At 68.6% G+C, this 20,566-nt stretch carries 17 protein-coding genes; 5 read left to right on the plus strand and 12 right to left on the minus strand.

From position 1 onward, the window contains the following. Nucleotides 1–34 precede the first annotated feature (34 nt). Entirely contained in the window at nucleotides 35–1,816 is a 1,782-nt protein-coding gene (locus AC0KXF_RS07870; protein WP_473108652.1) for a cation:proton antiporter, read from the plus strand. 56 nt (nucleotides 1,817–1,872) lie between these two features. On the opposite strand, the gene AC0KXF_RS07875 is transcribed toward AC0KXF_RS07870, so the two are convergent. Beyond that, nucleotides 1,873–2,370 (minus strand): Lrp/AsnC family transcriptional regulator, encoded by a 498-nt coding sequence (locus AC0KXF_RS07875; protein ID WP_223043569.1) that lies wholly within the window; start codon nucleotides 2,368–2,370, stop codon nucleotides 1,873–1,875. Nucleotides 2,371–2,550: 180 nt separating this feature from the next. Here AC0KXF_RS07875 and ald point away from each other — a divergent pair, with 180 nt between their 5' ends. Both ald and AC0KXF_RS07885 read left to right on the plus strand, forming a co-directional pair. Then, nucleotides 2,551–3,678 (plus strand): alanine dehydrogenase, encoded by a 1,128-nt coding sequence (gene ald, locus AC0KXF_RS07880; protein ID WP_473108653.1) that lies wholly within the window; start codon nucleotides 2,551–2,553, stop codon nucleotides 3,676–3,678. A 100-nt stretch (nucleotides 3,679–3,778) separates the two neighbouring features. Beyond that, nucleotides 3,779–4,279 (plus strand): hypothetical protein, encoded by a 501-nt coding sequence (locus AC0KXF_RS07885; protein WP_473108654.1) that lies wholly within the window; start codon nucleotides 3,779–3,781, stop codon nucleotides 4,277–4,279. A 14-nt stretch (nucleotides 4,280–4,293) separates the two neighbouring features. On the opposite strand, the gene AC0KXF_RS07890 is transcribed toward AC0KXF_RS07885, so the two are convergent. After that, complete coding sequence (locus tag AC0KXF_RS07890; protein ID WP_473108655.1) at nucleotides 4,294–5,616, minus strand: pyridoxal phosphate-dependent aminotransferase; 1,323 nt, start codon at nucleotides 5,614–5,616, stop codon at nucleotides 4,294–4,296. Nucleotides 5,617–5,626: 10 nt separating this feature from the next. Next, nucleotides 5,627–9,346 (minus strand): TM0106 family RecB-like putative nuclease, encoded by a 3,720-nt coding sequence (locus tag AC0KXF_RS07895; protein WP_473108656.1) that lies wholly within the window; start codon nucleotides 9,344–9,346, stop codon nucleotides 5,627–5,629. 96 nt (nucleotides 9,347–9,442) lie between these two features. On the opposite strand from AC0KXF_RS07895, the gene AC0KXF_RS07900 reads away from it, so the two are divergent. Further along, nucleotides 9,443–9,973 carry an Lrp/AsnC family transcriptional regulator gene (locus AC0KXF_RS07900; protein WP_473108657.1) on the plus strand — a complete coding sequence of 177 codons (531 nt, stop codon included), beginning with the start codon at nucleotides 9,443–9,445 and terminating at the stop codon, nucleotides 9,971–9,973. Here the strand turns inward: AC0KXF_RS07900 and AC0KXF_RS07905 are convergent. The 9 genes from AC0KXF_RS07905 to AC0KXF_RS07945 form a co-directional block, all read right to left on the minus strand. Beyond that, nucleotides 9,954–10,430 carry an Lrp/AsnC family transcriptional regulator gene (locus AC0KXF_RS07905; RefSeq protein WP_223043563.1) on the minus strand — a complete coding sequence of 159 codons (477 nt, stop codon included), beginning with the start codon at nucleotides 10,428–10,430 and terminating at the stop codon, nucleotides 9,954–9,956. The genes AC0KXF_RS07900 and AC0KXF_RS07905 overlap by 20 nt on opposite strands. Before the next feature lie 122 nt (nucleotides 10,431–10,552). Beyond that, the gene (locus AC0KXF_RS07910; RefSeq protein WP_473108658.1) at nucleotides 10,553–11,278 is read right to left on the minus strand and encodes a 3-keto-5-aminohexanoate cleavage protein; all 726 of its coding nucleotides are present in this window, start codon (nucleotides 11,276–11,278) and stop codon (nucleotides 10,553–10,555) included. A gap of 101 nt (nucleotides 11,279–11,379) precedes the next feature. Next, nucleotides 11,380–12,066, minus strand: a complete 687-nt coding sequence (locus AC0KXF_RS07915; RefSeq protein ID WP_473108659.1) for an RraA family protein — start codon at nucleotides 12,064–12,066, stop codon at nucleotides 11,380–11,382. Nucleotides 12,067–12,126: 60 nt separating this feature from the next. Beyond that, nucleotides 12,127–12,927, minus strand: a complete 801-nt coding sequence (locus tag AC0KXF_RS07920; protein WP_473108660.1) for a carbon-nitrogen hydrolase family protein — start codon at nucleotides 12,925–12,927, stop codon at nucleotides 12,127–12,129. Between the two features lie 59 nt (nucleotides 12,928–12,986). Then, nucleotides 12,987–14,096: an ABC transporter ATP-binding protein gene (locus AC0KXF_RS07925; protein WP_473108661.1), complete on the minus strand. Its 1,110-nt coding sequence runs from the start codon at nucleotides 14,094–14,096 to the stop codon at nucleotides 12,987–12,989. Between the two features lie 44 nt (nucleotides 14,097–14,140). Then, entirely contained in the window at nucleotides 14,141–15,193 is a 1,053-nt protein-coding gene (locus AC0KXF_RS07930) for an ABC transporter substrate-binding protein (RefSeq protein ID WP_473108662.1), read from the minus strand. Between the two features lie 46 nt (nucleotides 15,194–15,239). Continuing rightward, complete coding sequence (locus tag AC0KXF_RS07935) at nucleotides 15,240–16,022, minus strand: ABC transporter permease (RefSeq protein ID WP_473108663.1); 783 nt, start codon at nucleotides 16,020–16,022, stop codon at nucleotides 15,240–15,242. Between the two features lie 3 nt (nucleotides 16,023–16,025). Next, a complete protein-coding gene (locus tag AC0KXF_RS07940; protein WP_473108664.1) occupies nucleotides 16,026–16,910 on the minus strand; it encodes an ABC transporter permease in 885 nt (294 codons plus the stop codon). Nucleotides 16,911–17,209: 299 nt separating this feature from the next. Continuing rightward, nucleotides 17,210–18,493 carry an ATP-binding protein gene (locus AC0KXF_RS07945; protein WP_473108665.1) on the minus strand — a complete coding sequence of 428 codons (1,284 nt, stop codon included), beginning with the start codon at nucleotides 18,491–18,493 and terminating at the stop codon, nucleotides 17,210–17,212. A gap of 366 nt (nucleotides 18,494–18,859) precedes the next feature. Between AC0KXF_RS07945 and AC0KXF_RS07950 the strand changes: the two genes are divergently transcribed. Further along, nucleotides 18,860–20,476 (plus strand): DEAD/DEAH box helicase, encoded by a 1,617-nt coding sequence (locus AC0KXF_RS07950; protein ID WP_473108666.1) that lies wholly within the window; start codon nucleotides 18,860–18,862, stop codon nucleotides 20,474–20,476. The last annotated feature ends 90 nt before the right edge of the window (nucleotides 20,477–20,566 follow it).

Consider the following 20,566-nt stretch of genomic DNA (forward strand, 5'->3'; position numbering starts at 1 on the left):
CCGCGCCGTCCCTCGAACGTGAGAACCTAGGGTCATGGAATTCGGGCTTCTCTCGGTCGTCGCGGTCATCCTCCTCGTCGGGGCGTCGATCCTGGGCAGCCGCATCCGCGTCGCGGCGCCGCTGCTGCTGGTGCTGATCGGGATCGGCATCGGCTACCTCCCCTTCGTGCCCCTCATCGATGTCGACCCCGAGATGATCCTGGTCGTGGTGCTGCCCCCGCTGCTCTACTCCGCGGCGGTCAACGTTCCCATCGTCGATTTCCGCCGCAACTTCAGACCCGTGATCGGGCTCTCGGTGCTGCTCGTCATCATCTCGGCCATCGCCGTCGGGTTCGTCGTGCACTGGTTCGTCCCGGATATCCCGCTCGCAGCCGCGATCGCACTGGGCGCGGTCATCAGCCCGACCGATGCGGTGGCGGCGACCTCGATCGGCAAGCGGCTCGGCATGCCCGAGCGCGTGGTCTCGATCCTCGAGGGCGAGAGCCTCGTCAACGACGCGACGTCGCTCGTGCTGTTGAAGACGGCGACAGCGGCGGTCGCCGGCAGCTTCGTGCTGTCCTCAGCGACGGGTTCGTTCGTGCTCTCGGTCACGGTCGCGCTCGCGGTGGGTCTGCTCATCGGCATCGTCACCGTGTGGATCCGTTCGAAGCTCAACAACCCCGTGCACGACACGATCATCTCGTTCATCGTGCCGTTCGTCGCATTCATCCCCGCCGAGGAGCTGCACGCATCGGGAGTGCTGGCCGTCGTCGTGACGGGGCTCTACACCGGCCACCACGCGTCTCAGAGGTTCAGCGCGTCCGCCCGCACCAACGAGCGTCTCAACTGGCGCACGGTGCAGTTCCTGCTCGAGAACGGCGTGTTCCTCATCATGGGGCTGCAACTGCACTCGCTCGTCGCGCAGGTCGGTGAGAGCGAACTGCGCCTCGAGCACATCGGCCTGCTCTCGATCGGGCTGGTGGTGCTGCTCATCCTGTGCCGCTCGGCATTCATGGTGCCGCTCATCGCGAGCATGCGCCGCGTCGCCGCCCGGTACGAGCGGCGCAATGCGGGCTACGCCCATCTCAACGAACGGGTGCAGAACTCCGGCATCGCGGAAAAGGCCGAGGGCCGCTTCAGCGAGCGTCTCCGCAGACTCGATATCCGCGCCAGACGATCCGCAGCCGATCTCGAGCACGAGCGCGAGCAGCAGCTCGGGTGGCGCGACGGCGTCGTGCTGTCGTGGAGCGGCATGCGCGGCGTCGTCACCCTCGCAGCGGCGCAGTCGATCCCCGTCACCGTCCCGCACCGCCCTCAGATCGTGCTCGCGGCCTTCGCCGTCGCCGTGATCACCCTGCTGCTGCACGGTCTGACCCTGCCCGTCTTCATCCGCAAGCTGTGGCCCGACGGTGCTGGGACCGGACGGGAGAAGGCCGAGCTCATCTCACTCAGCCGCGAACTGTACGAGGCCGCCGATGAAGCGATCGACGAGGCCGTGGACGAGGACGAGAGGACGCTCGAGAAGGAGCCCGGCGATGCTGACGACCCGAAGCGTCGGGAGCAGTCGGAGTTTGCGGTGAAGCGTGCGCGGGCGAGCGCGCGCAGTGCGCTGCTCCCTCTCGCAGCGGCGGCTGCGCCGACGGTCCCGGTGCAGGCGCACGGGAGAGAGCACCCCACTCAGACCTACCAGCGCCTGGTGCGTCTGGCGCTCGAAGCGCAGCGCGAGGCGCTGCTCGAGGAACGCGCGATCGGCCGCTACAGCTCCCAGGCCATTCGTGCCGCAGAACTCGCCCTCGACGCGTACGAGACCAGGCTGACGCCGCCCACCGGCAGATGACCGGGAGATGACCGGCAGCCGCCGAGCATCCCACAGTTGCAGAGAGCACCGCAGCGCTATCGCGCGTCGGGCGCCTGCACCGGATTCTGGTGGTGACTGAAGACGATGCTCGTGCGAGTCGACGACACAGCGGGGTGCGCTGAGAGATGCTCCATCACGAAGTCGCGCACGTGATCCGAGTCGCGCACGGCGAGATGGATGATGAAGTCTTCGACACCGCCGAGGAAGAAGAGCTGCATCACCTCCGGGAGCGATCTCAGCTCGTCGCTCAACTCCGAGATCCGCTGCCTGGCGCCCGAGCGAACCGTCACGCTCACCAGCACCTGCAGCCCGAGCCCCATGGCTCGAGGGTCGACGGAGGCGGTGAACCCCTTGATGATCCCGCGAGACACGAGACTGCGCACGCGTGCGATGCACGTCGACGCGGCGACCCCCACCCGCTCCGCCAATTCGGCGTTCGTGACGCGGCCATTGACCTGCAGTTCCTCGACGATCTTGCGGTCCACCTGATCCAGGCCCGCATCAAGGCGCAGATTCTTCGAATCCTCAGCCATCACCCCTCCGCGTTTGCTTCATGATCCTCCATTTTAGCGACTATTTCCGCAGAGAATTCATGTTTCTTTTGCGGAAAACGAATATGTTGCAGAATCGAGGCATCCCATGTCGCGATCTGCCAATTGACGATCAGCAGACGGACGGACCCTTATCGCATTCCGAACATTCTGGAGCAGACCATGCGCGTCGGTATCCCTACCGAAATCAAGAACAATGAGAACCGCGTCGCCATCACGCAGGCGGGCGTCTTCGAGCTGGCTCGTCGCGGCCACGAGGTGCTGGTGCAGGCCGGGGCCGGCCTCGGCTCGGCCATCACCGACGAGGAGTACATCGCCGCCGGTGCCAAGATCATCGAGGGCGCCGACGACGTGTGGGCGCAGTCCGACATGATCCTCAAGGTCAAGGAGCCCATCGCCTCCGAGTACGACAAGCTGCGCAAGGGACAGGTGCTCTTCACCTACCTGCACCTCGCAGCCGAGAAGGCTCTCACCGAGGCCGTGCTCGAGTCGGGCACCACCGCCATCGCATACGAGACCGTGCAGCTGCCGAACCGCGGTCTGCCGCTCCTCGCTCCCATGTCGGAGGTCGCGGGTCGCCTCTCGGTGCAGGTCGGCGCCTACTCGCTCATGAAGGCCAACGGCGGTCGCGGTATCCTTCTCGGCGGCGTGACCGCCACCCGCCGCGGCAAGGTCGTCGTGATCGGCGGCGGCGCTGCGGGTGAGCAGGCCGCGCGCATCGCCTACGGCATGGGCGCTGAGGTCACCGTGATCGACATCGCGATCCCCCGCCTCAAGCAGCTCGAGGACGAGTTCAACGGTCGCATCCAGACCCGCACCTCGAACGCGCACAACATCACCGAGGCGCTCAAGGAGGCCGACCTCGTCATCGGCTCCGTGCTGATCCCGGGCGAGAAGGCCCCGAAGCTCGTCACCGATGAGATGGTCGCGCAGATGAAGCAGGGCTCGGTGCTCGTCGACATCGCCATCGACCAGGGCGGCTGCTTCGAGAACTCGCGCCCGACCACGCACGACGACCCCACCTTCCCGGTGCACAACTCGATCTACTACTGCGTCGCCAACATGCCCGGCGCGGTGCCCGAGACCTCGACGGCCGCCCTCACCAACGCGACGCTCCCCTACGTGGTCGCGCTCGCCGACAAGGGCTGGGTGAAGGCGCTGAACGACGACGCCTCGCTCGCCAAGGGCCTCAACGCGCACGAGGGCGTCATCACCAACCACGGTGTCGCCCAGGCGTTCCCGGATCTCGCCTCGGCGTCGCTCGAGGAGACCCTCGCAGCACAGGCGTAAACGTCCAGTCGCTGCTCAGCGGGCCCCGGTTCTTCGGAACCGGGGCCCGCTGCCGTATGCGCGGGGCGTACGCGCAGCGGGCGGGCGTAGGCTGGTGCATATGGATTTGAAGTTCACCTTCAACGGTGGTTCGCAGGCGTCAGAACACTCGCACGATTCTCACGCGGGGGCCTCTGGAGGTATCCCGCTTCCCTTCTCGACCGTGCCCTCCGCGTCGAGCAGCGTGCTCGAGCTGCAGGTTCGACTCGCCGACGATTCAGTGATCGCGGAGGCGCTCTCCGGCGACGGTGTGAACTACTCGAGCACTCGGGTGGAGCGCGAGTCGGGCAGCGGTGAAGAACCGATCGCGCTGGGCAAGGCCGTGCGATCTGCGCTGGCCCGCTCGGTTGCCGGCTTGGAGGGCCCGCTCTCCGAGGCGGTCACGGCGCTGGTGCTGGACCTCGGCGGCGCGGAGGCCGAGGCGTTGCGTTCGCTCGGGATCACCGTCGACGAGGCGGCGGATCCGCGGGCCGTGGTCGACGAGGCACTGCAGCGCCGGATCGGTGTGGCCGCCGGGACTCCGATCCGTTTCGGCGACGCGCACGGGGCACCCCAAGCCTGACGGCTGCGCCTGACTCAGCGTTGGAAGCGGATGATGCGTTCGAGCGCCTCCGAGACCGCCGCCTCGCCCGCAGCGTAGGACAGACGCACCGCGCGATCGCCTGCGATCGGATCGAAGTCGACACCGGGCACCACCGCGACGTCGGCCTCTTCGAGCAGCGCCCGGGCGTATGCTACCGAACCGCCGAAGCGGTCGAGCTGAGGGCCGAGCTCGGAGTAGTAGTAGAAAGCGCCGTCGGACGGCGCGGCCACACCCCACTCCAACTGCGGTTCTGCCTCGAGGATGAGCGCTCTCGCCCTCGCGAAACCGGCCACCACCGCGTTGCGCTGGGCATAGCTCTCTTCGGTGAAGGCCGAGAGCGCGAGCTCCTGTGCGGGTGCGGGCGGCGAGAGCGCGAAGTTCGACGCGAGCGCTTCGAAGGGGGCGACGAGGTCGGGCGGCAGCAACGCCCATCCGAGGCGCCACCCGGTCATGCCCCAGTACTTCGAGAAGGAGTTGATCACGACCGCCTCGGCGTCGAACTCGCGCACGGACACACCTCGAGCATCCGATACAGCGTCACCGTCGCGTGGCTGCTCCCCGGCGTCCGGGAAGGTGATTCCGTGATAGATCTCGTCGCTGATGAGCCGTGCGCCGTTCATACGGCTCCACTCCACGAGCGCCGCGAGTTCGGCACGCGCGAGCATGGTGCCCGTGGGGTTGGCCGGGGACGCGAGGACGAGTCCGGCGAGCGGGCCGTGCTCTCGGACCGCGGCATCGAGCAGTTGCGGCGTGGGCTGATATCGGGTCTCGGGGCCGGTCTGGATCTCGACCACCTGCACGCCGAGCGCGGTCAGGATGTTCCGATAGGCCGGATAGCCGGGGCTCGCGAGCGCGACCCGGTCGCCGGGATCGAAGGCCGCGAGGAACACGAGCTGGAACGCTCCGGATGATCCCGTCGTCACCGCTACCGTGCCGGGGTCCACTTCGACGCCGTACCAGCCGCGATAGTGCCCCGCGATCGCTTCCCGCAGCGGTGAAGTTCCGAGCGGCCCGGTGTAGCCCGCGGGTTTCAGCGTGCCCGGAGCGGGACGCGCGCCCGGCTCTCCCGCGCAGAGGGAGACGACGTCGTGCCCCGCTGCGCGGCGGTGGGCGATCTCGTCGGTGATCCGCATGACCTCGAAGGCCGGGATCCTGGATCGCCTCGACGGCCCGAGCACCGACGCTGCCGCCGGTCGATGCGCTGGGGCCTCCGCCTGCCGAGGCGCAGCCTCAGACGGTGGAAGCCCGGTCTCTGAGGGCAGCGGCTCGAGACGTCGCGAGGGCGGAGTCTTGAAGGGGCCTCCTGGTTTCACCATGCCTCCCAAACTAGCGCGGACGATCGTTCTGCGGTGCCGACTCGCGCGCTTCGGCGATGCGCGCCCGTTCGATCAGGCGCAGGTACCCGGAGAGAGCCGCGAGTCCTTCGGCCGTGGTGGGAAGCCCGTCACCGAGTCGGTCGGAGGACACGAGATGCGCCGCCCACTGCGCCCGGCTGATCGCGACGTTGAGCCTGTTGCGCATCAGCAGGAACTCGAGGCCACGCGGTACGTCGTCGGGGCTGGAGGCCGCGAGGGTGACGATGGCGATCACGGCTTCCTGCCCCTGGAACTTGTCGACGGTGCCGACCCGCACGCGCGCGAAACCGGCCGCGGCCAGCGCCTCTCCGACCACCTCGACCTGGGCGTTGTACGCCGCGACGACGATGAGGTCGCGCTCTTCGAGCGGACGACGGGCAGCAGCGCGCGCGGCACTCGGGTCTTCTCGCTCGGAAAGGTATCCCCGGAGTACTTCACGGACGATCCGCACCACCTCGGCTGCCTCCTCCGCCGAGCTCGTCGCATTGCCGTGGTGCGCGACCGGATGCCAGACCAGCCCGGGAGGGCCGGCCCCGATCGCCTCGCGCCCCGCCGCGCTCGGATGGGCGCGGAGCCGCCCCTCGTAGGCCAGCTCGGAGACGACGTCGGCGAGCTCGGGACGCATGCGGCGGGATTCGGCGAGGAAGTACCCGAGTTCGTCGGGCACCGTCTCGTAGTCGCCGAGCAGCCAGCCGAGAGCCGAGGTGTCGACCGGTTCGGGGTGGCTGCCCTGGGAGACCTGGGGCAACTGCTGCGGGTCTCCCAGGAGCAGCAAGCGCTCAGCCGCCACCGAGGCCGCGATCGTGGGGGCGAGCGAGAACTGTCCGGCCTCGTCGATCACGAGCAGATCGAGCGAGCCCCGATCGAACCTGGCGGGGTTGCTGAAATCCCAAGCGGTGCCCCCGATCACGCAGCCCCGGCCGGCGTGACCGTGGTCGGAGACGAAGCGCGCGTGTCCGTTGCGGGGCAGCACCGTATAGGCAGGCGCCGGGGCACCCTCGACGAGCGCTCCTCCCTGCGGCACCTTGCCGATCTGCGAGGCCGGCAATCCCGCTGCGACGGCCCCCTCGAGCACGTTCTCGACCACGCGGTGCGATTGCGCGACGACTCCGACGCGCCAGCCGTGCTGTTCGACGAGGTTGCGGATCACACGGGCAGCGAGGTACGTCTTGCCGGTGCCGGGCGGACCCTGCACCGCGAGGTAGCTGCGGTCGAGACGCAGCAGGCTGTTCACGGCCATGCCGATCAGATCGGTCTCGTTCCCGTCGTTCTGCACCGAACCCGGCTGCGCGAGGGCTCCGTCGCCCCTGAGTCTCGGCGGTACCCGACGGATGAGATCGACCACGGGGTCTGCGGGAAACCGGCCGCGGTCGAACTCGGCTGCGAGGCGCGCGCCCCACTCCTCGATCGCTCCCTTCTGAGCACCGGCCGGCGGGGGCGGCCCGGGCACGAGCGCGAGAGGCAGGTCCGAGTAGGGCTGCGCGTCTCCCAGAGACTCATCGATGACGGCTCCGTCCTCGAGACGCTCGATGATCCTCACCCGTCGCGCGCCCCGAGCCCCCGGGGCCGCGCCGCGCTGCGGGAAGGGCGCCGGATGTTCGTATAGGACGTATGCGTCACCGCCCTCCCGCAGTGAGCTACCCGGCGCCATCTCACCGCGCAGCCGCAATCGGCGACGCGAGACCCGCGCGCGCTGGGGCAGGTGCCATGGCTCGTCCACGGCACTGTTCGCAGGGTCGACCACCAGAACGTCTCGCGTGTCGGCCCACTCCTCGATCGGATCGACGAGTCGTGCGAAATGCGCCCACCAGAACGACTTCTGCTCGCGCTGGTGATAGTCGATGGCGCTCGCGGCGAGGGCGGCTGCGGCGCGGTCGCGCGGCCCCGCCGCCTCGGCGTGGACGGCGAGTGCGAGAGCCACCGGGCTCAGCTCGATCTCGGGCCCCGTGTCTTCTCCCCCGTCGCTCCGCGGAGACGGGGTGACGCCCTGTGCCGCGCCGAGCTCGAGCAGCCAGTCACGGAGGCGGAGCGTGGAGACGCAGTCGTAGCGGTTGTAATCCGCGATCGCGTCGAGGCGCCGCTGCCCATCGCGCCGCTCGGTCTCGTCGTCGGAGGCGAGCTGCGCGCTCGCCTCCGCGTACTCGGTGACCGACTGCGCGCCGCTCGTCACGCCGGTCTCATCGCGCAGCTCCGCGCCCATGTAGAGCGGTTCGAGCTTCTTGATGGAGTAGGAGCGGGAGCCGACCCTCAATGCGCGGCGCACGACCGGGTAGAGGTCGACGAGCACGTGATCGCGCAGCAGCTGGTCGACTCTCGCCTCGCCGGCACCGTGCCTGGCCGCGATGCTGAGCAGGTGAGAGCGCTCGTAGGGAGCGTAGTGGTACACGTGCATGTCGGGATAGCGGGCGCGACGTTCGGCCACGAGATCGAGGAACTCCAGCAGCGCCCGTTTCTCGGCTGCGAGATCGTGCGCCCAGATCGGAGTGAAGCGCTGATCGGCATCGACCATGCCGAAGAGGTAGTCGATCCCCCAGCTCGAGTTCTCGCCCTGCCCGGGCTGTCGATACATGGGGTCGCCCTCGAAGTCGAAGAAGAGATCGCCCGGGCTCGGCTGCGGGAGCGCGGCGAGCGCGCCCGCATCGATGATGCGCAGCGCCGGCGGCTCCCCAGGGCGCGTCTCGAGCTGCACCGCGGCCTGGGCGCTCAGCCGTTCGAGCGCCTGCGGCGCGAGACCGTCGAGCGACGCGTTCCCGGAGTGCGGGTCGGCGGCGAGCGCAGCGACAGCCTCGATCGTGTCGTACCCCGCCGCGACGAGCGAATCCCGCTGACTCCGGCGAATGCCCGAGATCAGGAGCGGATCCCGGCTGCGCACGATCTCGGGTTCGCACACTTCGCAGCGCCCGCACGCCGTGATCCCCTCGGCGCCCCAGGGAATCGCAGCGGCGCTCTCGCGGGTCCCGTCGGGTCCGGTCTCGCCGACGCGGCTTCGCAGCAACCGGTGCAGCCGCTCGCGGCGCGCGCGGAACACCGGTGCGATATCGGCGATACGGTGCCGCGAGCGCACGCCGTCGCCCAGGATCAGCACGGCTTCACCGGCGACGGGAACACCCAGTCGTTCGATCTGCTCGGCGTAGGCCGCGAGCTGCATGAGGGCGGTCACCTTCGCCCGGCGCGCGAGTTTCGTGTCTTGCACCTCGTACGCGCCGTCGGGCTCGAGCCTGAGGAAGTCGGCGAATCCGACGAAACCGATGTCGAGCTCGCCCCCCGATCCGGGACCTTCGCCGCCGCGCTCCCGGGTAGCGTTCTCGATCCGCGGTTCGAAGAACGTCGCCTGGAACACCACGTCGGCCCGACCGCGCAGCGCCGCTCTCGTCCGCTCGGCCACCGCCAGCAGCGCGGCCTCGCTCATCGAGTCGGGCCGAGGGATCTCGACCACACCGCCCGCCGCGCCGACCGCGCCCTTCCCCAGGCGGGCGCGGTACGCCTCGAGCGTCCGCTCCTCATGCGCGTCCCCCAGCCGAGCCGCCCGCGCAAGCATCGGGTCGTCGTCGGGCGGCACCTCGATGTTCCGCCCGAGCTTGGCGTCGACCCGCCGCAGAAAGGCGAACTCGCACATGCTCGCGGCGGTCAGGTCGCTCGCGCTCGTCACAATGCGCTGCCCGAGGCCGTCGGCCCGATCCTGCATGAACATGGTGTGCCCCCTTCGCTGCCCTCGACGCTACCGGCCTCCACTGACATTCACGGGTTCCAACACTCGGCACCGCGATGGGCCAAGTAGACTCGGGGCGTGGACGCGACGAAGCAGCAGGAAGAAGACTCCCTCCTCGACGACGTCGACCGGGACATCATCGATGAGCTCCGGGTCGACGGCCGACTCTCGTTCTCCGAGATCGGGCGCCGCATCGGGTTCTCCGAGCCGACGGTGAGGCAGCGCTACAATCGCCTCGTCTCGCTCGGCATCATCTACGTCGTCGGCATGTACGACGAGACGAAGATCGGCGGGATCGCGGCTCACATCGGAATCCGCGTCGCCGAGGTGCCGGTCGCGCGCGTCGCCGAGCAGATCGCAGACCATCCCAAAGTGAAGTACGTGGCGTGCGCACTCGGCTACTACGACATCATCCTCGATGTGGTGGCGCAGGACGCGCAGGAGCTCGGAAGGATCGTGCTGCAGGATCTCCGACGGATCCGCGGCATCTCCGATCTCGAGACGCTCACGGTGCTCGAGGTGATGCGGGACACCTATCTGTGGCAGGGCTTCCGCGATCCTCTGCCGACCAATCGCGCGGGCAGGCTCCTCACCCGTCCGGGTCGCTGATGCTCTGCCCCGCAGTGCCCCGAAGCCCCTCCCACGTGTAGTCCTTCGCGAGCGAGGTGACGATGATGGGCTGGATCGAAGCCACGCCCGGATGCCGCCGGATCTCATCGAGCAGGTCGATGAGACGAGGCTGATCCCGACAGGTCGCCTCGAGATAGAGGTCGTGCGATCCGGCGACGAGGGCGACGTGGTTGATCTGGCTGATCCCGAGCAGCCCGTTCGCGACCGCTCGCGGAGTCAGGTTGCGCACCCTGAGCAGCAGCCGCACGACCTGGTGCCCGAGCAGCAACGCGTTGCACAGCGCGACGATCTGCAGCACATCGTCTTCGCGGAGCTTCGAGAGCCGGGAGCGCACCGTCGACTGGGACACTCCGAGCTCCTCCGCCAACGAGGCGAAGCTGCGTCGCCCGTCACGCGCGAGCATCTCGATGAGTCGTCGATCCAGATCGTCCAACATGCCAGCCCCTCTCCCACCGGCGCTTCCCGCCGCACACCAGGGTACCGGGTCGCAGAGAGCGGCCTCGGGGCGGGAACGGGCGCCGCTCGATCGGACTCGCAGCGGCCCCGTGGCCGCGACTGTCAGCGGCGCTCCAACTCGCGCACGGCGCGCACGAGCTCGGCGTTGTCGCGCGGTGCCGAGCCGTCGGGCATCGTCACCCCGTCCTCGAATCCGATTCGAGTCTCGCAGCCGTCCTCGATGGCGGCCTCCACGACCGGCCAGACCGTTTCGTCGTAACCGTGATACAGAATCGGTGCAGTGACCCCCGCTTCGCGCAGCACCGCGGCGATCTCCCGGCACTGCCCCACCGCGATCCCGGCGTCCTCGATCTCGGGCTCGATGAGCACCCGCACATTGCGGTGCAGCGTGGGAGAAGCGAGCAGGGCCGGGACGTCCGCCATCGACCAGACAGCGGATTCCAGGATCATGCCTCGCTCGAGCACCAGCTCGGCCGCCTCGGCCGCGCCCTCCTCGGAGAACGCCACCGATGCGAAGTCCGGCAGGGCGTCGGCAGGCCAGGCGGCGACATGGGTCATGCGCTCCTCGTGCGATGAGACCGTCCACAGGCCGGTCGTGGTGCCGATGACGATCGACGGATTCGCGGCACGCATAGCGCGCACCCATGCCCCGACCGCTTCGGGGCGGATGGTCTGCTCGCCGTCGTCCGTCAGCACGTGCGCGTGCACGACGTCGGCGCCCGCGGCAACGGCTGCGAGGCTCGCCTCCACGATCTGCTCGGTGGTGCGCGGCACGGCGGGGTGCTCCTCGGCGGATCGTCCACCGTTGATAGCGGCTTTCAGCAGCATGTCTGGTCCTTTCGAGAGGTATTCGGGCATGACGAAGCATCGGCCTACCGGCCGATCCTCGTCGAGGGTGATGCGAGGGACGCCGCGAACGCGGCGTCCCTCTACTGCGGGGTATCGTTCGAGAGCAGCGCTTCGACCGTCGCACTCGCGCCGGTGAGTGCACCCAACGGTGTTCCGGCCCGGAGGTCGCCGACGAGCTCGGGTTCCTCTGCGTCATCGTCGAGTGCGATGTCGACGATGCGCTCGAGCACGTCTATCGGCACCGCCAGCACGCCGTTGGCGTCGGCGAGCACCGCGTCTCCGGGGCGCACGACGGCCCCTCCGCAGGTCACCGGAACGTTGACACCGCCCGCGTCGATCCCGTGCAACTTGGTCGTGAGCATGCTGGTGCCCCGCGCGTGCACGGTCAGGCCGAGATCCTCGATCTCGTCGACATCGGTGACGACCCCGTCGACGACGGCCCCCGCAGCGCCGCGCACCACGAGCTGGGCCGCCACCACTTCCCCGAGCGGGGCATGCCGACGATCCCCGCCGGTGTCGAGAACGAGCACCTGGCCGCGTTCGATCATGCCGGCCGCGTGATGCAGCGCCGTGGAATCGGTAGCGGTGGTGCGAACGGTGAAGGCGGTGCCGATCACTCGGCCGCCTGCCGCGACGACGCGTCGGATCTCGGGATCGACGAAGCCTTCCTCGAGGTAGTGGCCGAGGGTGGGAAAACTCAAGCGCTCGAGCTTGGCCCGCAGTTCATCGGAGAGGCCTGTCGGGGTGCTCCCGGTGTGGAAGAACATCGGTGTTCCTTTCGGAGTCGGAGAATCGGAGACAGTTGGGGGGCGACTCGAGATGCCGGGCTAACGGATGCTGTATTCGAGCTCGATGCGGCGGTTGTCGAGCGCCGGGAGCATCCGTCGCGCGAGGCGCGTGCGCTCCTCGTCGATGTCGGCGATGACGACGCCTTCCCCGTGGGCGTCTGCGCCGGCGACGACCACTCCGAGCGGATCGATCACGCGGCTGAGCCCGACCGAGTCGGCGCCGACCGTGCCTGACGCGAGGAACCAGCTCACGTTCTCGATGGCGCGGGCCTTGGTGAGCACCTCCCAGTGCTCCTCCTTGCCCTTGCCCGAGACCCACGCGGCCGACAGCGAGATGACATCGACCCCGCGGTCCGCCATGCTGCGGAAGAGCTCTGGGAAGCGTATGTCATAGCAGTTCGCGATGCCGACCCGCAGTCCTTCGACCTCGACGATCGGCGGCAGTTCGGATCCTCGTGTGACGTAGGCCGACTCCTGGTAGGCGAATGCATCGTAGGTGTGCATCTTGCGGTAGCGGGCGGTTTCCTCACCCGCGGGATCGAAGGCGAGGATCGTGTTGTACGGCGTCCCCGCATCGTTCGGCTCGTAGCCGGCCGCGATGATCGCTACGCGGTGCTGCCGGGCGAGCTCGGCCAGCAGGTGCTCGAAGCGCGGCCACACCTCACGCACGATCTCCGCCATCCGGGGTTTGATCTCGTCGTCGGCGAGCAGCGCGGCCTCCTCGGGGAACACGACGAGCCCGGCACCGCGCGAGGCCGCCTCCGCGGTGTAACGGCGGATGGTGGCGAAATTGACGTCGGCGTCGATGCCGGGTGTCGTTTGAACAACGGCGACTCTCATGGGAACCTCTCTCGGATCGTATTTCTGTGTCTGTCGGCAGGAGCTCAGGAGCGGCAGGATCAGCGGATCACGATGCGCGCATCTTCGGGGCGCCAGCCGATGCGGAGCTCCTCGCCGACGGCGAGGCCGGGCAGATCCCGCTCCTTCACGAGGCTCGACAGCGACACCTTGATCGAATGCCCGCCGACGGCGAGATGCACGTGCCACTCCTCTCCCAGAAAGGTGAGCGTCTCCACCGTGCCGGTGATCCCCTCGTCCGCGGCACCCGCGCCGCGACGTACCTCGATGCGTTCGGGCCGCAGCAGCAGGGTCCCCGCCTGTTCGCGATGCACGTCCTCTGCCAGCACGGCCGGGAGAACACCGATGCCCTCGGCCGCGGCGCCCACCTGTTGGCCCGCGGAGCCGGCCGGCACCGTCACATCGAGCAGGTTGCAGCTGCCGATGAAACCCGCCACGAAGCGCGTCTCGGGCCGGTTGTAGATGTCCTCCGGCCCCGCGACCTGCTGCACGACGCCCTCGGACATGACGGCGATACGGTCCGACATGGTGAGCGCTTCCTCCTGGTCGTGCGTCACATAGATGAATGTGATGCCGACCTCGCGCTGCATCCGTTTGAGCTCGTACTGCATCTCCTTCCGGAGCTGCTGGTCGAGCGCGCCGAGCGGTTCGTCGAGCAGCACCACCTTGGGTCCAGAGACCACCGCCCGGGCGAGCGCGACCCGCTGCCGCTGACCGCCCGAGAGCTGATCCGGCTTCCGATCCCCGAGGTGGGCGAGCCTGACGAGCTCGAGCGCCTCCTTCGCCCGCCGATCGGCCTCCGCCTTGGGCACACGACGTACCCGCAGTTCGAACACCACGTTGTCGAACACGGTCAGATGGGGGAACAGCGCGTAGCTCTGGAACAGCATGTTGAGGTCGCGGTTGCGCGTCGGCGCGTCCGTGACATCGACGCCGCCGAGCCGCACCCGCCCCCCGGTCGGCGTCTCGAAACCGGTGATCATGCGCATGAGCGTCGTCTTGCCGCAGCCGGAGGGACCGAGGATCGAGAAGAACTCGTTCTCACGGATCTCGAGATCGAGCGGGTGCACCGCGAGGTGCCCGCCGAAGCTCTTCGAGAGGCCCTCGATCTCGACGGCCGGCGCAGTAGTTGTCGTGTTGTGCGTATTCATGATCCCAATCGCTGTTCGCTCGAAGCTGCCGTTGCGCCTGAAGGTCAGGAGGCCTTCACCCGGGTCCAGCCGTCCTGGTAGAACTTCATCGCGGCACCGGGGTCGACGATGAAGTCGGCGTTGGCCACCTGCTCCTCCGAGGCGTAGACGGCCGCGTTCGCGAGGAGGCCCTGGTCCGTCACGTGCTCCTGTGCGGCCTGGTTCGCACTCGCGAGCCCGCCGTCGTTCGTGGCCATCGCCGCGATCTCGGGTCGCAGCAGGAAGTTGATGAACTCGTACGCGGCCTCCTGGTTCGGAGCGCCCTTCGCGATCGCCAGGCCGTCGACCCAGAGGCTGCCGCCCTCCTCGGGGATCACGTAGTGCACGTTCTCGTTGTCCTCGACGATCTTCGCGGTGCTGGTGCCGCCCCAGGCCTCGGAGATGCAGACGTCGCCGTTCGCGACGAGCTCCCCGTAGTTGGTGGAGTTGTACCCTGCGAGCATCCTCTTCTGCTCGATGAGCGATTCGGTGGCCTTGGCGATCTCCTGCTCGTCCGTGCTATCGGCGTCGAAGCCGTTGACCTGCAGACCGGCGATGTAGGCGGCGAGCATGTTGTCGAGCATGTTCACCTTGCCGTCCCACTTGGGATCGAAGAGCGACTTCCAGCTCGTGATCTCCTCGCCGCCGGTGCATTCCGAGTTGTACAGCAGTCCGGTGGTGCCCCACACCCACGGCACCGAGTACTCGAGACCGGGGTCGTAGGTGGGATCGGCGAACGTCGAGGCGATATTGTCGATGCCCTCGATCTTCTCCTTGTCGAGCGGTTCGATCAGTTCCTGGCCCACGAGCTGCTGCACGGCGTACTGGCTCGGCTCGATGATGTCGTAGCCCGAGTTGCCCGCAGCGAGCTTCGAGATCATGGTTTCGTTGCTGTCGAAGCTGTCGACGTTGACCTTGATGCCGGTCTCCTCCGTGAAGGCGTCGAACACGCTCTGCGGGATCTCGTCTGCCCAGGCGTAGACGTTGAGTTCGGTGGAGCCGCCCTCCGAGCCGCCGCTGCACCCGGTGAGCGCCAGCGCGGCGACGATGCCGGCGGCTGCGAGAGTCTTCTTCTTCATGTCGGTGTTCCTTTCGATGGAGCGAGGTGGTGCGAGTTCCGGGGTGTTACGAGCGCGAGTCGACGAGGATGCGGCGCATCTGCGTCACACCGACGGCGAGCACGATCACGAGGGTGAGCAGGATCAGCAGGGCGCCGAGCGCGTTGATGCTCGGGGTGAGGCCCGTCTTCAGGCTCGAATAGATCCGCAGCGGCAGGGTGGTGGATCCGACTCCGCTGAGGAAGGTCGACATCACGATGTTGCTGAACGACGTCGTGAAGCTCAGCAGCCAAGCCGCGACGACCGCGGGCCTCAGCAGCGGGAAGTAGACGCGGGTGAAGGTCTGCCAGGGGGTGCACCCGAGGTCCGTCGCGGCCTCGGGCAGGCTCGGGTCGAGCATGGCGGCGGAGCTCATGAGCACGAGCGTCGCGAGGGGCAGCGAGACGATGAGGTGGCCGAGCACGAGCGTCAGAATGCCGAGCGGGATCTTCGTCGCGCTGAACACGCTCAGCAGTGCCACACCGAGCACGATCTCGGGCACGACGAGGGGCAGCGCGATGAGCGCGAGCAGTCCGCCCTTGCCGCGGCCGCGATAGCGCGCCATGCCGAGGGCGAACATGATCCCGACGATCGTCGCCACGGTCGCGGCCAGAACGGCTACGACAGCGCTGGTGCGGAGCGTCTGCATGAGCGCTCCGTCCTGGAACAGGTCGACGTACCACTGCAGGGTGAGCCCCTCGAAGCGGGTGTTCGTACCCGCGGCGTTGAACGAGTAGACGATCACGGCGGCGATGGGCAGGTAGAGGAAGACGAAGACGGCGCGGGCGATGCCGTTCACGATTCGGTCCACGGGCTACGCCCCTTTCTTGTTCGACGTGCGCTTCATCAGGAGCCCGATCAGGCCCATCGAGAGCACCATGAGCACCAGCAGCACCATCGATACGGCCGCGCCCATCGGCTGATTGCGGAACTCGGTGTAGAGCGTGACGATCAGGTTGCCGACGAGCGGATCCTTCCCGCCTCCGAGCAGCACCGGGATCACGAAGACGCCCATCGTGGGGATGAAGGTGAGCAGAGCGGCTCCGAGGATCCCCGGCCGGCTGAGCGGCAGGATCACCCGCCGGTGCACACCCCACCAGGTGCAGCCGAGGTCCGTCGCCGCCTCCTTGAGCGAGGGATCGATCGAGCGCATGGACGCGTAGATCGGGAAGATCGCGGTCGGCAAGAAGGCGTACAGCAGGCCGAGCACGACGGCGACGTTGCTCGGGATCATCGAGAACCCGGTGACCCCGAATATCCCGAGCAGCCCGGCTATAGGGCCTCCCGATCCGAGGATCGTGATCCACGCGAATGTGCGAACGAGGAAGTCCGTCCAGAAGGGGATGATGATGAGCAGCAGGAGCAGACCCTGCCTGCCCTCGGGCCGCGAGACGATGTAGTACGAGGTCAGGTAGCCGACCACGATGCACACGACGGTGTTCAGCAGACCGAGCCCGAGCGAGAACAACAGTGTCTTCGAGTAAACGGGATCGAGCAGTTTGGCGTAGTGCTCGATCGTGAAGCCGCCCGTGATCCCTCCGTAGTCGTCGGCGACCGCGAAACTATTACGTGCCACGATGAACAGCGGGAGGATCCCGAGCAGCACCACCGATGCCACTCCCGGGATGAGCAGCAGCAGCGATCCACGCTTCGGCCGTTCCTTCCGACCAAGGTGAATCATGCGTGTCGTCGATGTCACGTTGCTCCTTTGCACTCGCCTTCGGTCCGTGTACTCACTCCATCCTGGGCGCGGGGCGAGGGCCGCGCACACGGCTGGGGTGCGGAATCCGTGGAAGACGCGACCAATCTTCACGCAGTCCGCGAGAGCGCGCCGGGGCGAGCCCGGCATCGGCGGCGGGAACAACGAAGATTCGGTGCATCCCTCCGCTGCCACGGCATGGCCGCCACTGATTCAGTTCCGCGGATCCCCGCACTCAGTATGACGGTAGCGCGACAGCAGCGGCCCTGCGGCGCTGCTGTACCGCGTGCGGATACCGGCTACAGCCGCGCGAGCGTCTCGATGTCCTCCAGGAAGGTCGTCAGCTGCGCCTCCGACACCGTCGCGCGCGTCACGGCGAGCGCCGCCAGGTAGTCGTCGGTCGAGAGGTCGGTGCGGGATCCGGCCGCGTCGTCCGGCGCCCGCAGCGCCCGCGCGAGCGCCTCCTGCGACGCCCGCCTGGCCGCGTACTCGATATCGGCGGGAGTGAGCCCCGCGCTTTCGGAGACCAGCCTCGCGAAATCGATGCCGTTCGCGACCTGCGGCGGCACGTACCGCCGCCAGATCGCCTCGCGCGCCTCGTCGTCGGGCAGCCCGATCGGCAGCACGTAGTCGAACCGGCCGTGGCGCAGGAACGCGGCGTCGAGTCCGCGCACGAAGTTCGTGGCGCACACCAGCAGCAGGCCCTCGCGCGCACGGAAATCGGCGACGATCTTGAGCAGCTCGTTCGTCACGCCCTGCGTCGGAGTGGGCGGATCGCTGCGCTGCGACGCGATCTCCTCCACCTCGTCGATGAACACGACCCCGTGCTCGAGCTCGCCGATCTGCTCGAAGATACCGCGCAGCGAGGCCGCCATGCTCGTCTTCCCGTCGCCCAGACGCGAGGGGAAGACCTCCACGAAGGGCCAGTCGAGCCTCGAGGCGACGGCCTTCGCGAACGTCGTCTTGCCGGTGCCCGGAGGGCCGAACAGCATCACGGCGTGCGGCGGCACGACACCGTAGCGATCCGCCAGGTCGGGCTGCGCGAGCGGGGCCACGAGGCGCTCCTCGAGCAGCTGCTTCTCGCGGCGCATGCCCGCGACGTTCTCCCACAGATGGCGGGGCAGGATCCTGCCTCCCACGTCCTTCAGCAGATCGAGCTCGCGCCGCTGCACCGGCATCTGCCGCTCGAGATAGCGCAGGCTGTGCCGCACCTGGAATCCGTTCGACGTGAGCAGGTCGAGACGGCTGCCCTCGGGCATCAGCACCGACAGCGTCGAGAGGCCGAGCGGCGCCATCTTGCGCTCGAGCGCGTCGAGCAGCGCCCCCGAGACATTGCCCGAGCGCGATTCCTCGGCGACCCCGAAGAACACGACCCAGCCCTGCGCGTGGGCGGCCCGCCCCACCGCCGCGGCGACGACCTTCTCGTCGCGCACGGCGACCACGGCGTGATCCTCGCGGCAGGAGGCGGTCACCTCGGCGAGCGAGTAGACCGGCTGCTCAGCGGAGGATCGCGCCTCCCACCAGAGCTGCACGACCGCGTCGAGGTCGTCGTCGTGGAAATCCCGGATCGTAATGCGTCCCATGGAGCGATCATGCCAGATCATGCGGATGGCTGCGTCGAGATACGGATTTCACAGGCCTGCTCGCGACTGGGCGTGCGAGATCCGTATCTCGGGGGCGGTTCGCAGCGGTGTCGGGTAGAGTGGACCTCACGGGTCGACCGAGTTCGACCCCATCGTCGCTGATTTTCAAGCGTGATCCCCGGCTCGACTCTCGCAGCCCGGCGATCCGCACCGGTGCCACGGCACCGCGACTCTCCGCGGCGAACGGATGCGCGATCCCGCGCACTCGCCGATACAGCAGCGACGCACGGCCTCCGGCCCGCCGGCATCCGGTGATGCCCGGCCCGGGCGCCCGCCGTCGCCCGCTGCACAGAAAGAAAGGTCCACGTGACCGACACCACTGCACCCACGTTCGAATCGCTCGGCGTTCCCGCGCCCATCGCGCACGCGCTCGACAAGAACGGCAAGAGCTCCCCGTTCCCGATCCAGCGCGACACGCTGCCCGACACGCTCGCCGGCCGCGACGTGCTCGGCCGCGGCCGCACCGGCTCGGGCAAGACGATCGCCTTCGGCATCCCGCTCGTCGCCAACCTCGCCGCCGATGCCGCCTCGAAGCGCCGGCCCAGCCGCCCCCGCGGCATCGTGCTCGCACCGACCCGCGAACTCGTCACCCAGATCGCCGAGACCGTCAAGATGCTCGCCGACCCGGTCGGCGTCAAGGTGACCACCATCTTCGGCGGCATCCCCCAGCGCCGGCAGGAGGCCGCGCTCGAGGCCGGCGTCGACATCGTCGTGGCGGCTCCGGGCCGCCTCGACGACCTCATGAAGCAGGGCCTCGTGCACCTCGACGGCGTCGAGATCACCGTGCTCGACGAGGCCGATCACATGGCCGATATGGGCTTCCTGCCCGTCGTCACCCGAATCCTCAACAAGACCCCGAAGGTCGGCCAGCGCCTGCTCTTCAGCGCGACCCTCGACAACGGGGTCGACAACATCGTCAAGAAGTACCTGCACGACCCGATCCTGCACTCCGTCGACAGCGCCGAGAGCCCCGTGCCCCAGCTCACCCACCACGTCTTCGAGGTGGCGGGCAAGGCGCAGAAGGATGCGCTCATCGAGGCGCTCGCGAGCGGCACCGCGCGCCGCATCTTCTTCACGCGCATGAAGCACCAGGCGAAGAAGCTCGCGAAGCAGCTCACCGCGGCCGGCATCCCCGCCGTCGAGCTTCAGGGCAACCTGTCCCAGAACGCCCGCGATCGCAACCTGGCCGAGTTCGTGTCGGGCGACGCGAAGGTGCTCGTCGCGACCGACGTCGCCGCACGCGGCGTGCACGTCGACGGCGTCGATCTGGTGGTGCACGTCGATCCGCCCGTCGAGCACAAGGCGTACCTGCACCGCTCCGGGCGCACCGCTCGCGCCGGCAACGAGGGCGACGTCGTCACTCTCGTGCTGCCCGAGCAGCGCGGCGAGATGAAGCAGATCATGCGCGCCGCGAAGATCCGGGTCACCCCCAAGCAGGTGAACCCGATGGCTCAGAACGTCGATCCCGAGGTCCTCTCGCTCATCGGCGAGGTCGCGCCGCGCGTCGACCCGCGCGAGACCGAGCGCAAGCGCGCCGAGGCTCAGGCTGCGCAGCAGCGCGCCGCCGGGCACGCCCCCGCCGGCGAGGGCAAGTCGACGGGCGCCAATGCGAAGCGCAAGCGCTCGCGCGGCGGCCGCGGCCGCAGCGGCGGTCAGGGGCAGGGAGCGGGCGGTCAGGAGCGCTCGGGCCAGTCCCGGAACGGCCAGGGCGGCCAGCGCCAGCGCACGGATCGCAGCGGCGCGCAGCAGGGAGGCGCGCAGCAGGGAGGTGGCCGGGGCCGCTCGACCCAGCAGGGCGGCCGCGGCCAGGGCGGCCAGTCGCAGGGTTCGCAGTCGCAGCGCGGCGACGCCCCGCGCGGGCAGCGCCGCAGCGGACGCCGCGCTCAGGGCGGGGCGATCTACTCGACCAGCTCCGCGATGTAACGCCCCCGGGGCGGCCGGGCTCGGCCGCCCCTCACGGTATCGGCACCGGCACGCGCTATTCACCCCTGATTTCGTTGCCGACCGCCCTGT

Source organism: Leucobacter holotrichiae, from assembly GCF_055791005.1.